The 15,590-nt window shown below is 58.5% G+C and carries 13 protein-coding genes; 10 read left to right on the top strand and 3 right to left on the bottom strand.

Annotated features, from left to right (window positions below):
* Positions 1-266: 266 nt before the first annotated feature.
* Entirely contained in the window at positions 267-527 is a 261-nt protein-coding gene (gene ybiJ, locus ACJBF3_RS20510; RefSeq protein WP_023310874.1) for a DUF1471 family protein YbiJ, read from the top strand.
* Between the two features lie 118 nt (positions 528-645).
* Here the strand turns inward: ybiJ and ybiB are convergent, their stop codons facing one another.
* Positions 646-1,608 carry a DNA-binding protein YbiB gene (ybiB, locus tag ACJBF3_RS20505; protein ID WP_045331584.1) on the bottom strand — a complete coding sequence of 321 codons (963 nt, stop codon included), beginning with the start codon at positions 1,606-1,608 and terminating at the stop codon, positions 646-648.
* A 252-nt stretch (positions 1,609-1,860) separates the two neighbouring features.
* On the opposite strand from ybiB, the gene ACJBF3_RS20500 reads away from it, so the two are divergent.
* The 5 genes from ACJBF3_RS20500 (at position 1,861) to ACJBF3_RS20480 (ending at position 7,252) form a co-directional block, all read left to right on the top strand.
* On the top strand, positions 1,861-2,397 hold the full coding sequence (locus tag ACJBF3_RS20500) for a fimbrial protein (protein ID WP_045331588.1): 537 nt from the start codon (positions 1,861-1,863) through the stop codon (positions 2,395-2,397).
* A gap of 67 nt (positions 2,398-2,464) precedes the next feature.
* Positions 2,465-3,139 (top strand): molecular chaperone, encoded by a 675-nt coding sequence (locus ACJBF3_RS20495; protein ID WP_045331591.1) that lies wholly within the window; start codon positions 2,465-2,467, stop codon positions 3,137-3,139.
* Positions 3,140-3,162: 23 nt separating this feature from the next.
* Entirely contained in the window at positions 3,163-5,724 is a 2,562-nt protein-coding gene (locus ACJBF3_RS20490) for a fimbria/pilus outer membrane usher protein (RefSeq protein WP_162837900.1), read from the top strand.
* 20 nt (positions 5,725-5,744) lie between these two features.
* Positions 5,745-6,734: a fimbrial protein gene (locus tag ACJBF3_RS20485; RefSeq protein WP_047717668.1), complete on the top strand. Its 990-nt coding sequence runs from the start codon at positions 5,745-5,747 to the stop codon at positions 6,732-6,734.
* 5 nt (positions 6,735-6,739) lie between these two features.
* Positions 6,740-7,252 carry a fimbrial protein gene (locus ACJBF3_RS20480; protein WP_045331620.1) on the top strand — a complete coding sequence of 171 codons (513 nt, stop codon included), beginning with the start codon at positions 6,740-6,742 and terminating at the stop codon, positions 7,250-7,252.
* On the opposite strand, the gene dinG is transcribed toward ACJBF3_RS20480, so the two are convergent.
* Together dinG and rhlE are read right to left on the bottom strand one after the other, a co-directional pair.
* The gene (dinG, locus tag ACJBF3_RS20475; RefSeq protein ID WP_045331597.1) at positions 7,239-9,416 is read right to left on the bottom strand and encodes an ATP-dependent DNA helicase DinG; all 2,178 of its coding nucleotides are present in this window, start codon (positions 9,414-9,416) and stop codon (positions 7,239-7,241) included. The genes ACJBF3_RS20480 and dinG overlap by 14 nt on opposite strands.
* A 97-nt stretch (positions 9,417-9,513) precedes the next feature.
* Entirely contained in the window at positions 9,514-10,851 is a 1,338-nt protein-coding gene (rhlE, locus tag ACJBF3_RS20470) for an ATP-dependent RNA helicase RhlE (protein ID WP_045331599.1), read from the bottom strand.
* 205 nt (positions 10,852-11,056) lie between these two features.
* On the opposite strand from rhlE, the gene cecR reads away from it, so the two are divergent.
* Genes cecR through ACJBF3_RS20450 form a run of 4 tightly spaced genes read left to right on the top strand, consistent with a single transcriptional unit; the run spans position 11,057 to position 15,581 of the window.
* Positions 11,057-11,734 (top strand): transcriptional regulator CecR, encoded by a 678-nt coding sequence (gene cecR / locus ACJBF3_RS20465; protein WP_045331602.1) that lies wholly within the window; start codon positions 11,057-11,059, stop codon positions 11,732-11,734.
* A complete protein-coding gene (hlyD, locus tag ACJBF3_RS20460) occupies positions 11,731-12,726 on the top strand; it encodes a secretion protein HlyD (RefSeq protein ID WP_045331604.1) in 996 nt (331 codons plus the stop codon). The genes cecR and hlyD overlap by 4 nt, the downstream gene beginning before the upstream one ends.
* Complete coding sequence (locus ACJBF3_RS20455) at positions 12,719-14,458, top strand: ATP-binding cassette domain-containing protein (RefSeq protein ID WP_045331606.1); 1,740 nt, start codon at positions 12,719-12,721, stop codon at positions 14,456-14,458. Before hlyD ends, ACJBF3_RS20455 begins: the two co-directional genes overlap by 8 nt.
* Positions 14,448-15,581: an ABC transporter permease gene (locus tag ACJBF3_RS20450; RefSeq protein ID WP_045331608.1), complete on the top strand. Its 1,134-nt coding sequence runs from the start codon at positions 14,448-14,450 to the stop codon at positions 15,579-15,581. Before ACJBF3_RS20455 ends, ACJBF3_RS20450 begins: the two co-directional genes overlap by 11 nt.
* Positions 15,582-15,590 lie beyond the last annotated feature (9 nt).

Raw genomic sequence — 15,590 nt, 5'->3', positions numbered from 1 at the left:
ACGTTGCTGAGGCCTACCTTTACGCTCACGCTTTTTAGCGAACCGCGTGGCAAAATGTGCCATTCACCTTTCTTCTGTAAAGCGCATCCGCAAGAAGTGTAAAGCGGTACTTTGAATTTATTAATATTCAATAAGTTATTTGTCATTCAATTTTTTTGAGCGACCACGTCAATTCTCTTCGATTTTATCCCTCGCGAAAAACCGTGATACTTATCACATCGACGAGACATCGTCCCCTTAACAGAAACACCTGCGAGAGATTAATTATGAAAACCATCAAATATGCTGTTGCTGCTGTTGCCCTGTCCGCTCTGTCTTTCGGCGCCTTCGCCGTTGAGCCGGTTTCTTCTACTCAGGCGCAGAATATGAACAAAGTTGGTGTGGTCAGCGCTGATGGCGCCACCACGCTGGACGGCCTGGAAGCCAAACTGGCTGAGAAAGCGGCTGCTGCCGGTGCAAGCGGATACACCATCACCTCCGCTAACGGCAATAACAAGCTGAGCGGCACCGCGGTTATCTACAAATAATCGCCTGAATGAATGCTGTACCCTCACCAAACCCTCAGGTGAGCTGCTCCAACCCTCATTGACCCTGTTGTTTGTTACCCTTGCTTGCCCGTCCGCCACTGGACGGGCTTTTTTTTGCCTAAAATGCCGCTTCAACGCGCGTCAGACCGGCCTCGACCGTCTCCACTTCCCCGGTCGCCAGCAGGCAGCAGGCCATCTGCAGCTTGATGGAGTGCGGCACCGGCACGTTTCCGGCAAGACACTGCTCAATCCACTTCGCGGTGGTGAAGGGATCTTTCGCCTCCGGCAGAATAACGCCGCTGTTCTCTTCCCCCCGCTCAAGCGCGATGCGCGTTCCCGCCGCGTCGATCAGCATTATTTGCGGGCAGCGCTGCGGATTAGCGTAGACCTCCCCTTCCGTGCCGTGCATCAGCAGCGCGTTGCCGCCAATCTCTTCAAAGAATTTCCCCACGCGCCCCACGTATTCCGGGTGCGAAACGCTGGACAGGCGCAGCGCGGCGTTTTCAGCAAACGGCGTGACCAGCTTCGCCAGGGTGTGGGCGCTGTTACGCACGCCCATTCGCCAGCGCATAGCGAGCTGCTTTTCCAGCGGCGGGCAAAGCGCCCTCACGGGAATGTAGACCGGATGATGGCTATCAAGCATCGCCTGCGCCTGCCCGGCGTGGAGAGTCGGTTCGATCCCCAGCAGTTCAAAAATCGTTTCCGTCAGCACGCGGGTCGGATCTTCGCTTACCCCGTGCACCACTACCGGGAAACCCAGCTTATGTAACAGAATGGCCAGCAGCGGCGTCAGGTTGGCCTGCTTGCGCGCGCCGTTATAGCTGGGAATGACGATCGGCATCGGCTTAGCGACCGGCGGCGTCAGGCGCAGCGTTTGCGCCTGCATCGCCTCGTAAAAGCCGCGCATCTCCGCCTCGCCTTCCCCCTTAATGCGCAGGGCGATAAGTATGCCGCCGAGTTCGAGATCGGGAACCTCACCGTTGAGCATGCGGGTGTAGAGCGCTCGCGCCGTCTCGTGATCCAGATCGCGGGCATGGTTTTTACCACGTCCTACCTCTTTGATAATTTTACGATAATCCACGGTATCTCTCCTGAAACGTCCTCTTATTACCACTATATCCCCGATGAAGTCCTGCCCGATAGCTTTTTATCCCCACCGTCAGAGACGCCTGTTTTTACGAAGAAAAAAATTATGCAAGCACTCGTTAAATTATTTGTGATGTCTATAGAAGATTCTTAGCCATTCATTTTTTGATTAAATAACGAGCGGAATTTATTGAGGTCAACGGGCAAAAACCTTAGGCACGTTTTTACCCACACACCAGGAACTATTATGAACAAGATTGCGTTAGGTCTCTTTATCGCGTCGGTGGTTGGCTGCTCGGCATCCGCGTTTGCAGCCACAGACGGTGAAGGACAGATCAACTTTACGGGCGAAATCATTGATTCCGCCTGTCAGGTTGTAAATGGTTTAAGTAACCCGTTGAACGTGACGCTGGGCAAAGTCTCGAAGACGGTCTTTACCGGTGCCGGCTCCACCAGCACCGCCACGAAGTTTGATATTGAGTTAAAAAACTGCCCGGAAACCGTGACAACGGCAGCGATTAACTTTGGCGGCACCCCGGATGCCAATAATAACAGCACCCTGGCGTTAACGCCGGATACCGATGCCGCAACCGGCGTGGCTATTCAGCTGATCGATTCTTCTGAACAGCCCGTGAGTTTATATACCCCGTCAAAAGAGTATCCCCTGGCGTCCGGTACGGCAGTAAACGATCTGCAGTTCGCAGCGCGTTATATTCAGACCGGATCGGCCGTCACGGCTGGCCCGGCAAACTCTGTTTCAACATTCACGGTTATTTATAACTGATATTGTTCACCCGGGACTATTTCATTTTGCAAAAAAGAAATAGTCCTGCCTTATTTGAGAAAAAACTATGCGTCACGGTTATTTACTCAGCACACTGTTACTGGTAGCGGCAACGGCACACGCGGGCGTGATTATTAACGGCACGCGGCTGATCTACCAGGGAGGCAAAAAGGAATCCTCTATCGGTATTTCAAACCCAGATGCAACGGATTATCTGGTGCAATCCTGGGCGGATTCTGGCGGTAAAAACCTGGCTAAAGCACCGTTTCTGATTACGCCACCGCTGTTTCGTCTTGACGCGAAGCAGGAAAACGTTCTGCGCGTCGTACGTACCGGCGGAAATATGCCTGAAGATCGCGAGTCGCTGTTCTGGCTCAATATTAAGGCCATCCCCTCTTCAAAACCGGTCGCGGGCGAGAATACCCTGCAAATCGCCATTAACACGCGCATCAAGCTGATGTACCGTCCGGCCTCGATCAAGGGTAAACCCGAAGACGTGGCGGATAAGCTTGAGTGGCGCCGGGAAGGCAATGACCTGGTGGTTAACAACCCCACGCCGTTTTATATGAACTTCCAGAAGGTCACCCTTAACGGACATAAGATCGATAAAGCCACCTGGGCCGTGCCTAAAACCGAAACCCATTTTGCGCTGCCTGCCAATACCGGCGGCTCAACCGTGTCGTGGTCAATTATTACTGACTACGGCAGCATCAGCAAAACGCTCTCTGCTTCCCTGCGTTAATACATTATCCAACAGCGGATCTTATGATTACGTATTCTTCAACCCCAAGAAGGCAACTGCCTTCCGTTTATCGGATGCTTACGCTGCTGACCCTGTTATGCGGGTTAGCGGCCGTATGTTTTTCGCAGCAAACGCGGGCGGATGACTATTTTAATCCGGCGCTGTTGGATGTCGATAATCCGCAGCAGGGAAAAACCGATCTCTCTATTTATGAAAAAGGCCCGGGACAGGCACCGGGTAAATATCAGGTCACGATCTTTATCAATAATAATAAAATCGATACCCGCGACGTGACCTTTACATTGCAAATGCAGGCTAGCGGGGATAATTCCCTGCAGCCCTGCTTCACTCTGGCCGATTTAAAAAGCCTGGGCATTAAAACCGACGACTACCCTCAGCTTGCCGCGAAGGGCAAATGCGCGGATTTGCAGGCCATACCGGCGGCGTCGGCGACGTTTCGCGTCAGCAACCAGCAGCTTTTGCTGAGCATTCCGCAGTCCGCCCTCGGCCAGGTTCCCCGCGGCTATATTGACCCAACGGAATTCGACGAGGGGATCACCGCCGGCATCCTGAACTACAGCGCCAGCGCCAGCCAGAGCCATGCGCTTCAGCAGGGCGAACAGGACAACAGCAGCCAGTACGTCAACCTGCGCCCGGGCCTGAACATCGGCGCGTGGCGCCTGCGCAACTACTCGACCTGGAACCGCAGCACCAGCGGCCACGACGAGGAGCAGTCCTTTAACTCGGTCTATACGTACGCCCAGCGCGACATCGTGGCGTTAAAAAGCGACCTGACCGTAGGCCAGAGCAGCTCTCCGGCAGACGTGTTTGACAGCGTCCCGTACACCGGCGCGCAGCTCAATTCCGACAGCGATATGCTGCCCGACAGCGAAAAAGGCTACGCCCCAATCATCCGCGGCACCGCCCACAGCAACGCGCTGGTGGTGGTACGTCAGAATGGCTACGTCATTTATCAAAATACCGTTGCGCCGGGTGCGTTTGAAATCAACGATTTGTACCCCACCGGCAGCAGCGGCGATCTCCAGGTCACCGTGAAGGAGACGGACGGCAGCGAACGTCACTTTGTGGTGCCCTACGCCTCCGTTCCGGTGCTGCAGCGCGAAAAGCACCTGAAGTACAGCGTCACTGCCGGGCGCTACCGCTCCTATGACAAAGACGTGGAGCAGACCCCCTTCGCCCAGGGGAGCGTGATTTATGGCCTGCCGTACGGTTTCACCGCCTACGGTGGCGTGCAGCAAAGCAGCCACTATCAGTCGCAGGCGCTGGGCACCGGTAAAAACTTTGGCGATCTGGGCGCGTTCTCCATCGACGTGACGCGCGCCAAGGCGCTGCTCAAAAAACAGCAGGCCAGCAAGGGGCAGTCCTGGCGCTTGCGCTACAGCAAAGACTTTGCCGGAACGGGCACAAACTTCTCCCTGGCGGGCTATCGCTACAACAGTAAAGGGTTTTATACCCTCGAAGACACCATGGAGTCCTACACCCGCGCCGATGACTGGTCGGCACCGCAGCAGCGCCGCGCGCGCACCGAGGCCACCGTCGATCAGACGCTGGGCGACGGCTGGGGGTCGTTTACGCTGAGCCTGGTCAAAGAGACCTACTGGAACCAGGGTCAGGACATGACCTCGATGAGCGTTAGCTATAACAACAGCTGGAAAGGGATCACCTACAGCATGAGCTATAGCCTCAACAAAAACACCAACAGCAGCGATGACGAAGGCGAATCGATCGGCAACGATAACCTGTTCGCGCTGAGCGTCTCGGTTCCGCTGGATCGCTGGATGAGCAATACCTGGGCCACCTACAACATGAATGACAGTAAGGACGGCGCGACGCACACGCTGGGCCTGAACGGGACGGCGCTTGCCGAGAATAACCTTAACTGGAACGTGCAGGAAGGCTACGACTCCTCAGAGCACGCCACCTCGACCAGTCTGAACGCGGATTACAAAGCCACCTACGGCGAGGTGACCGGCGGCTTCAGCCAGGATAAATACCAGCGGACCACCAACGTCGGCCTGCAGGGGGGCATGATCGCCCACGCTAACGGCCTCACGCTGAGCCAGCCGCTGGGCGAGACCATCGCGCTGGTAAAAGCGCCCGGCACCCACGGCACGCACATCGCCAACCAGACAGGAGTAGAAACCGACTTCCGTGGCTACACCGTGGTGCCGTTCGTGACCGCCTATCGCCACAACACGATTTCGCTGGATACCGAAACGCTGCCTGGCGAGGCCGACGTGACGCACGCCTCGCAGATCGTCACGCCAACCCGCGGTGCGGTGGTGCGGGCAAGCTTCAATACCCGCGTGGGGCGCCGCGTGCTGATGACCCTGACGCACAACGGGAAACCGCTGCCCTTTGGCGCAACGGTCACCACCGAGGATAAGGACAGCGAATATATCGTCGGCAACGACGGCCAAACCTATCTTTCCGGAATGCCCGATCGCGGCAAGCTCTCTGTCTCATGGGGACAGGACGCCAGCGACCGCTGCGTTGCGGAATACGCGCTCACGGATGAAAAAGACAACACAGACATTACTAATGCTGCAGCGCAGTGTCAGTAATCAACCCGGCAGGTGCTGATATGCAGCTTGTAAAACAATGCTTTTTCCTACTCGTCCTGGCGACCGCATCGCTATTTGTGCCGCATGCGAAGGCAACATGCACTTCGCCCGATTTGCCAAAAATGATTAACGTATCATCCATCTCTGTCTCCAGCACGTTGCCGGTTGGGGCCACCATCCCCGGCACCGAGCAGACCGTTCACATTTCGGGTAATTGTTATAACCCTGCTGACTACGGCTTGCCTATCGTTGCATGTTATTACGGTTCAGGTACCGAAATACCCGGTCTTTCAGGGGTTTATGAATCGGGCATTGAAGGCGTCGGTGTTGCATTGATGAATGATAAAGGTCAGCGAATTACCGGCGCAGGAGGGGTTTACTGTAACTCAACCGCCACACCGCTGGGATATGTCTCCGATGATGTCGCTGAGTCGTTTAGTTTTGACGCCACCCTTGAGCTGGTGAAAACCAGCGATACGGTTAAATCAGGCTCGCTTTCCCAGGCTGCGTCAAAATTTGGTGTCGGCGTTTATCAACATGAAGGGATTAGCGACCCCAATACCATTTCTTATTCGGGCAACGTAAACCTCCAAAACGTCACCTGCTCCGTGCTGCCTAAAACCCTGACCGTCAACATAGGCGATTTTCCGGTCAGTGATTTTATCTCGGTCGGTACGCTTTCAATGCCCGATAAGAAGTTCAACATCACGGTGAACTGTAACGCCAACGTTCAGCCTGAATTTAAGGTGACCAGCAGTAACGGCTACGTGCCCGGCTACGAAGGGGTGATTAAGCTCACGCCGGAGAACGGCGTGGCAACGGGGGTCGGCGTTCGCATGGTGATCGACAACGCGCTGGCCACGTTCGATACCTACACCCCAACCGAAAGCATGGCCTACGCCAACCAGACGCTGGATATCCCGGTCATACTGAACTACCTGCAGGTGGCCGATGAAGTCACTCCTGGCCCGGCAAACGCCGTCGCCACCATTACGCTGGCCTATAAGTGATGATGATGAAAAAACGTATCCTGATGCTGGCCGTTCTGGCCGCCACCCTGATTACTCAGACCCGGGCTGACGATATTCAGCTGCAAATGACGGGTAACATTTTCGCCAATACCTGCGTCGTGGACAGCGCCAGCAGGAATTTAACCGTAGATTTAGGCCAGGCGGCCTCCAGCGATTTTCGCGACGTGGGGGATACCGGCGCCTGGAAAACCTTCAGCCTGAAGGTGACGCACTGTCCGAAATCCCTCGCCGTGGCAAATGCCGCCTTTTACGGCCAGCCCGACGGCGCGCACCCGACCAAATTCGCCAACACGGGCAGCGCGAAGGGTCTGGCGCTGGAGCTGGCGGACGGCCAGGACCATATCCTCATTGCGCCGCAGGCCAGCTTTAACGCGGTAATCGACCAAAACGACCATACGGCCACCTTCCCGCTGGCCGCCCGCTATTACGCCACCTCAATGCCGGTAACCGCTGGCACCTTCAGCAGCGTCGTTCAGGTGACATTTACTTACCAGTAGGACCGCGCCCCTTAGCACGGATGCTTTTCCTGCGCCCGGCGGCCAGTTTTGCCGGGCGTTTTTTTACCTCCGGCACCTCAGGCTGTTCAATCGGGAAGACCGGCAGCGCGTTCAGAAGCCGCTGGCCGTAATTTTTGGTCAGCAGGCGTTTATCGTAAATCACCACCTCGCCCCAGCAGCCGTGGCTTCGAATCAAACGCCCCACCTGCTGAATGAGATTAAACGACGCCGCGGGCAAACTCTGCACCTCAAACGGATAGCGGTTGAGGCTTTTCAGCCACTCCCCTTCGGTGATCACCACCGGGCTGTCAATGGGCGGGAATGCGATTTTGTGGATATGCACCTGCGTCAGGTAATCGCCCTTCAAATCCAGACCTTCCGCAAATGACTGCAGCCCCACCAGCACGCTGCGCTCGCCGCTATCGATGCGCTTACGGTGCGTTTCCACCAGCCGGTAGCGCGGCTGATCCCCCTGCACCAGCAGGAGTAAACGCAGATCGGTGACGTGCTCCAGGAAGCGCTGCATCGCCCGCCCGCTGGCAAAGAGCACCAGCATGCCGGGGTATTTTTTGCTCTCGACCTGTTCGCGGAAGTAGGCCGCCATCTCCGCAATGTGCTGCTCTTCGTTGTCGATAAGCGGCTCGTATTTCATGCGTGGAATGACCAGCTTCCCCTGCTCGCAGTGGTTGAACGGCGAGTCCAGCGCCACAAAGCGGTCGCCCGCCTTCTCTTTAAGCCCGCTCATCTCCTGCAAGCGGGAGAAGCTGTTCAGTGAACGCAGCGTGGCGGAGGTCACCACCACGTGCGGCACGCTGCGCCAGATAAGCTTTTCCAGCTGATCGGCCACGCGGATGCCCACGCAGTGGAAGAAGAGATGGACCTGCCCGTCGCGCACCTCGCGGGTGGCCCACTTGGTGACCGGCGCACCGGACGCCTGCGCCATCGAGGCCAGCCGCCAGAGCTTGCTCTGCGCCTCAAACATGCCGAGTGCGCGGTTCATCTGCAGCAGAATGCGGTGCAGGCGCACCACGTCATGCGAGCCGGTTTTCTCGCTGAGATCGTTTAAAAACATCTCCGCCAGCCCGCGCAGCTTTTCGAGGTGCTTCGCCAGCTGCTGGCAGATCGCCATCACCTCTTCCGGCAGTTCGCCCATCGCAAAGCGGTGTTCCGCTTCCTGGGCTGCCGGAAGATAAAGATTCAGGATGTTGTTGAGCGAGGAAATCAGGCCGTAAACCTCTTCACAGTGGTCGCTCAGCCGCTCCGGCACCGCCAGCGGCGGGGTGGTTTTCGGGCGGAACTGCTCCATACAGGTGGCGACAAGCTTGCAGAAGAGATCGAGCTGCAGGCGGAACCAGGGCGCGGTAATCTCGGCGCTCATCTCCAGCGCGTCGCGCGCCACGTCCGGCAGATGGTGGCCTTCATCAAGCACCAGCAGCAGGTTTTTCGGCTCCGGCAGCACCGCTTCGCTCTCGAGCGCGGCCATCACCAGCGCGTGGTTAGCGACCACCACTTCCGCCTCCTGAATCTCACGCCGGGCGACAAAGAACGGGCACTCGCGGTAGTAGTGGCAGTTGCGGTTCAGACAGCTGGCTTTATCCGTGCTGAGCCTGCGCCACAGGTCGTCGTTAATCGCCAGACTGGTGTGATCCCGCAGGCCGTCCCACTTATAGCCGTCAAGCTCGGCTTTGAGTTTTGCACACTGCTCCTGCTCGGCCTTATTGTTTGGCGTCAGCTCGTCGTCCAGAAACGCGAGCAGATCCTGCTGGCTGGGCTCGCTGCTGGCAAGCGCCGCCAGGTTGCGCGGACACACGTAACGCCCGCGCCCAAAGGCTGCCGTAAAGCGCAGATCGGGGATGATTTTACGCAGCAGCGGTAAATCTTTGCTGAAGATCTGATCCTGCAGCGCCACGTTGGCGGTGCTGACCACCAGCGTTTTGTCCTCTTCCCGCGCGATGGCGATGCCGGGAATGAGATACGACAGGGTTTTCCCGACGCCGGTCGGGGCTTCAATCGCCAGATGTCGCCCGTCGTCCCCGGCGAGCGTTTTTGCCACGTCGGCAATCATCTGCCGCTGGGGCGCTCGGGGGATAAAGTCGGGGATCTGCTGCTGTAGCGCCTTATACCATGCGCCAATTTGCGCCTTGAGCGCAGCGGTTAAAGCCATCGGAAAACCTGAAATACTGTATAAACAGCCACTATTGTGGCACTTTCTGTTCGCTGCCGCAAAAAGAAAAGCCCGGCTTTACGACCGGGCTTCCAGATTACTGCGGGTTAGCAGGTTTACGCGGGCGGCGTCGACGCTGCCCTTCCCCTGCCGGTTTCCCTTCGCCGCTGCGCCACGGGTTTTCACCCGCCGGTTTGCCGTCGTTGTTGCGACGCGGCTGCTGACCTCGACCGCCGCCGCCCTGGCCGCGACCGCCACCCTGACGACCGTTCTGAATCGGCTCGGCTTTGATGGACGGATCCACTTCGTAGCCCGGGGTTTCGATGCGCGGGATCTCTTTCTTCAGCAGACGTTCGATGTCGCGCAACAGCTTGTGCTCGTCCACGCAGACCAGCGAAAGCGCTTCACCGGTTGCCGCTGCACGGCCGGTACGGCCGATACGGTGAACGTAGTCTTCCGGCACGTTTGGCAGCTCGTAGTTCACCACGTGCGGCAGCTCTTCAATGTCGAGGCCACGGGCAGCGATGTCGGTCGCCACCAGCACGCGGATGTCGCCGGACTTGAAGTCCGCCAGCGCGCGGGTTCGCGCGCCCTGGCTCTTGTTACCGTGAATGGCGGCGCTGCGGATGCCGTCTTTATTCAGCTGTTCCGCCAGGTGGTTCGCGCCGTGCTTGGTGCGGGTGAAGACCAGCACCTGCTGCCAGTTACCCTGGCCGATCATCTGGGAGAGCAGTTCGCGCTTGCGCTTTTTATCAACGAAGTGAACGTGCTGCGTCACCTGCTCGGAGGCAGTGTTGCGACGCGCCACTTCCACTTCCAGCGGGTTATGCAGCAGCTTTTCCGCCAGCGCCTTGATCTCGTCGGAGAAGGTCGCGGAGAAGAGCAGGTTCTGACGACGCGCGGGCAGCTTAGCCAGCACGCGACGAATATCGTGGATAAAGCCCATGTCGAGCATGCGGTCGGCTTCGTCCAGCACCAGAATTTCAATACTATCGAGCTTCACCGCGTTCTGGTGTTCGAGATCCAGCAGACGGCCCGGCGTTGCCACCAGCACGTCCACGCCGCCGCGCAGCTTCATCATCTGTGGGTTGATGCTGACGCCGCCGAACACCACCAGCGAGCGAATGTTGAGATAGCGGCTGTAGTCACGCACGTTCTCACCAATCTGCGCCGCCAGCTCGCGGGTTGGGGTCAGGATCAGGGCACGGACCGGACGACGGCCTTTGGCGTGCGGCTGGTTTTTTACCAGCAGCTCTAACAGGGGCAGCGTAAAGCCCGCAGTTTTGCCGGTGCCGGTCTGGGCGCTGGCCATCAGGTCACGACCCTGAAGAACGGCAGGGATCGCCTGCTGCTGGATTGGGGTTGGCTCAACGTAGCCCTGCTCTGCGATCGCGCGCAGAATTTCCGGGTTCAGGCCAAGGGAATCAAAAGACATAAAAACTCCGAACCGCCCCGACCATCACAGGTGTAGTTTTCAGGGAGATATAACAATTAGGAGGACAAAAACCACAATGTCGCGAAGGAGCGGAGTGTAGCAGCTTTTGTGACGTGGCGCATAAAATATCCCTGCGTACTCCCTCGACGTTAGCCTGAATCAGGCATAATCTTAATCAATCGATTGATTAATTTTCAATGCCGCCATGAATACGACACCCACAACAAGCAAAGGTGAACAGGCCAAAAATCAGCTTATCGCCGCCGCGCTGGCGCAGTTTGGCGAGTACGGGCTGCATGCGACCACGCGCGATATTGCCGCGCTGGCCGGGCAGAACATTGCGGCGATTACCTACTATTTTGGCTCAAAAGAGGATTTGTATCTCGCCTGCGCCGACTGGATCGCCGATTTTATCGGCACGCAGTTTCACCCGCACGTTGAGGAAGCCACCGCGCTGCTCGGCCAGCCGTCGCCCGATCGCGAGGCCATCCGCCAGCTGATCCTCAAGGCCTGCCACAACATGATCCGCCTGCTGACCCACGACGATACGCTCAGCCTGAGCAAGTTTATCTCCCGGGAGCAGCTCTCCCCCACTGCCGCCTATCAGCGGGTACACGATCGGGTGATTGCCCCGATGCATACCCACCTGACCCGGCTGATCGCCGCCTATACCGGGCGGGATGCCAACGATACCGAGACCATTTTGCATACCCACGCCCTGCTGGGTGAGATCCTTGCCTTCCGTCTGGGCAGGGAAACCATCCTGTTACGCACCGGCTGGACACAATTTGATGAGGATAAAGCCGCGCAGATTGGCCAGGTCATCGCCTGTCATCTCGATCTGATCCTGCAAGGCTTAACGCAAAGGAGCCTGAAGTCATGAAAAAACCTGTCGCCATCATTCTGGTGGTTGTTGTTTTGCTTGCCGCGGGCGTCGGTGGATGGCTGTGGTATCAGAGCCACCAGGATAAAGGCCTGACGCTGTACGGTAACGTGGATATTCGCACGGTGAACATGAGCTTCCGCGTCGGCGGACGTCTCGCCTCGCTGAGCGTTGACGAAGGCGATGCCATTAAAACCGGGCAGACGCTGGGGATGCTGGATAAAGCGCCCTACGAGAACGCCCTGATGCAGTCCAAAGCGGGCGTGTCCGTTGCCCAAGCGCAATATGACCTGATGCTGGCAGGCTATCGCGATGAAGAAATTGCCCAGGCCGCCGCCGCCGTTAAGCAGGCGCAGGCGGCCTACGACTACGCGCAGAACTTCTACGCGCGCCAGCAGGGGCTGTGGAAAAGCCGCACCATCTCCGCCAACGATCTGGAAAATGCGCGCTCGTCCCGCGACCAGGCGCAGGCGACGCTGAAGTCCGCGCAGGATAAATTAAGCCAGTACCACACCGGTAACCGCCCGCAGGACATTGCCCAGGCGAAAGCCAGCCTTGAACAGGCGCAGGCGCAGCTGGCCCAGGCGGAGCTGGATCTGCACGACACCATCCTCATCGCGCCGTCTGACGGCACGCTGATGACCCGCGCCGTGGAGCCGGGCAGCATGCTCAGCGCGGGCAGCACCGTCTTAACGCTCTCCCTGACCCGCCCGGTCTGGGTGCGCGCCTACGTTGACGAGCCGAATCTCGGCCAGATGCAGCCGGGCCGCGAGCTGCTGCTCTATACCGACGGTCGCCCGGACAAGCCGTATCACGGCAAGGTGGGCTTCATCTCCCCTACCGCCGAATTCACGCCGAAAACCGTGGAAACGCCGGACCTGCGTACCGACCTCGTGTATCGCCTGCGCATCATCGTGACCGATGCGGATGACGCCCTGCGCCAGGGCATGCCCGTCACCGTAAAAGTGAACAACGGGGAACGACATGAATGACGCGGTTATTCAGCTCAGCAATCTGGTTAAACGCTTTAAGGGGATGGACAAACCGGCGGTCGCGCCGCTGAACTGCACCATCCAGAAAGGCTATGTCACCGGGCTGGTCGGCCCGGACGGGGCGGGAAAAACCACGCTGATGCGAATGCTCGCCGGTCTGCTGAAGCCGGATGAAGGCTCGGCCAGCGTGCTGGGCCTTGACCCGATCAAAGACGACGGCGCGCTCCACGCCATGCTCGGGTACATGCCGCAGAAGTTTGGCCTGTATGAAGACCTGACGGTGATGGAAAACCTGAATCTGTACGCCGACCTGCGCAGCGTCACCGGCGAAACCCGGGAGAAAACCTTCGCCCGGCTGCTGGAGTTCACCTCTCTCGGCCCGTTCACCGACCGGCTGGCGGGCAAGCTCTCCGGCGGGATGAAGCAGAAGCTGGGGCTGGCCTGCACGCTGGTGGGCGAGCCGAAGGTGCTGCTGCTGGACGAGCCCGGCGTCGGCGTGGATCCGATTTCGCGCCGCGAGCTGTGGCAAATGGTGCACGAGCTGGCGGGCGACGGGATGCTGATCCTCTGGAGCACCTCCTACCTCGACGAAGCCGAACAGTGCCGGGACGTGCTGCTGATGAACGAGGGTGAACTGCTTTATCAGGGCGAGCCGACGACGCTGACGCAGAGCATGGCCGGGCGCAGCTTCCTGCTCCACAGCCCGCAGGAGTCCAACCGCAGGCTGCTGCAGCGGGTGCTCAGGCTGCCGCAGGTCAGCGACGGGACGATCCAGGGCCGCTCGGTGCGGGCGATCCTCAAAAAAGAGGCCACCGTCGACGATATTCGCCGCGCGCCAGGCATGCCTGAGATCGAAGTGGAAGAGACGGCGCCGCGCTTTGAGGACGCGTTTATCGACCTGCTGGGCGGCGCGGGCACGTCGGAGTCCCCTCTCGGCGCCATTCTGCACACGGTGGACGGCACGCCGGGGGAAACGGTTATTGAAGCGAAATCCCTCACCAAAAAATTCGGTGACTTCGCCGCCACCGATAACGTCAACTTCGCGGTAAAACGCGGCGAGATTTTTGGCCTGCTCGGGCCGAACGGCGCGGGAAAATCGACCACCTTTAAGATGATGTGCGGCCTGCTGGTGCCGACGTCCGGCAAGGCGCTGGTGCTGGATATGGACCTTAAGGTCAGCTCCGGCAAGGCGCGCCAGCATCTGGGCTATATGGCGCAGAAATTCTCGCTGTATGGCAACCTGACCGTCGAGCAGAATCTGCGCTTTTTCTCCGGGGTATACGGCCTGCGCGGGCGCGCCCAGAGCGAGAAAATCCGCCGCATGAGCGACGCCTTCGGGTTAACCAACATTGCCTCCCACGCTACCGACGAGCTGCCGCTCGGCTTTAAGCAGCGCCTCGCGCTGGCCTGCTCCCTGATGCACGAGCCGGATATTCTGTTTCTGGACGAGCCGACCTCCGGCGTTGATCCCCTTACCCGCCGCGAGTTCTGGCTGCATATCAACAGCATGGTGGAAAAAGGGGTGACCGTGATGGTGACCACCCACTTCATGGACGAGGCGGAGTACTGCGACCGCATCGGGCTGGTCTATCGCGGCAAGCTGATTGCCCACGGCACGCCGGACGACCTGAAAAACCAGGCCGCCGACGATGAGGTCCCGGACCCGACCATGGAGCAGGCGTTTATCACCCTCATCCACGACTGGGATAAGGAGAATGCCCATGCGCAGTAACGCCATTTCCTGGCGCCGGGTGCGGGCGCTATGCATTAAAGAGACGCGGCAGATCGTGCGTGACCCCAGCAGCTGGCTGATTGCGGTGGTGATCCCCCTGCTGCTGCTGTTTATCTTCGGCTACGGCATTAACCTGGACTCCAGCAGGCTGCGGGTCGGGATTTTGCTGGAGCAGCAGAGCGAAGAGGCGCTGAGCTTCACCCACGCCATGACCGGCTCGCCCTACATTGACGCCACCATCAGCGACAGCCGGCAGGAACTGATCCAGAAGATGCAGGCCGGGAAAATTCGCGGCCTGATCGTTATTCCGGTGGATTTTGCCGCCAACATGGCGCGGGCGAATACCGATGCGCCGATCCAGGTCATCACCGACGGCAGCGAGCCGAACACCGCGAACTTCGTGCAGGGCTACGCGGAGGGGATCTGGCAGCTCTGGCAGATGCAGCGCGCGGAAGATCGGGGGGAAGAATTTAAGCCGCTGATTGACGTGCAGACGCGCTACTGGTTTAACCCCGCCGCCATTAGCCAGCACTTTATTATTCCGGGCGCGGTGACGATTATCATGACGGTGATCGGCGCGATCCTGACCTCGCTGGTGATCGCCCGCGAGTGGGAGCGCGGCACCATGGAGGCGCTGCTTTCAACCGAAGTGACGCGCGTCGAGCTGCTGCTGTGCAAGCTGATACCCTACTACTTCCTCGGCATGCTGGCGATGCTGCTCTGCATGCTGGTGTCCGTCTTTATCCTCGGCGTGCCGTACCGCGGCTCGCTGGTGGTGCTGTTCTTTATTACCAGCCTGTTTTTACTCAGCACGCTGGGGATGGGGCTGCTCATCTCCACCATCACCCGCAACCAGTTTAACGCCGCCCAGGTGGCGCTCAACGCCGCCTTTTTACCGTCGATTATGCTGTCCGGCTTTATCTTCCAGATAGACAGTATGCCTGCCGTCATCCGCGCCGTGACCTATATCATTCCGGCGCGCTACTTCGTGAGCACGCTGCAAAGCCTGTTCCTGGCGGGGAATATTCCGGTGGTGCTAATTATCAACACGCTGTTTTTAATGGCGTCAGCGGTGATGTTTATCGGGTTAACGTGGATGAAAACCAAACGGCGGTTAGATTAAGGAGCGCGC

This window comes from Enterobacter sp. PP-008-ECC_S150 (assembly GCF_045257065.1).
Classification (GTDB): domain Bacteria; phylum Pseudomonadota; class Gammaproteobacteria; order Enterobacterales; family Enterobacteriaceae; genus Enterobacter; species Enterobacter chengduensis.
The sequence above is the reverse complement of the archived record's forward strand: the minus strand, read 5'-3'. Positions and strand labels throughout refer to the sequence as shown.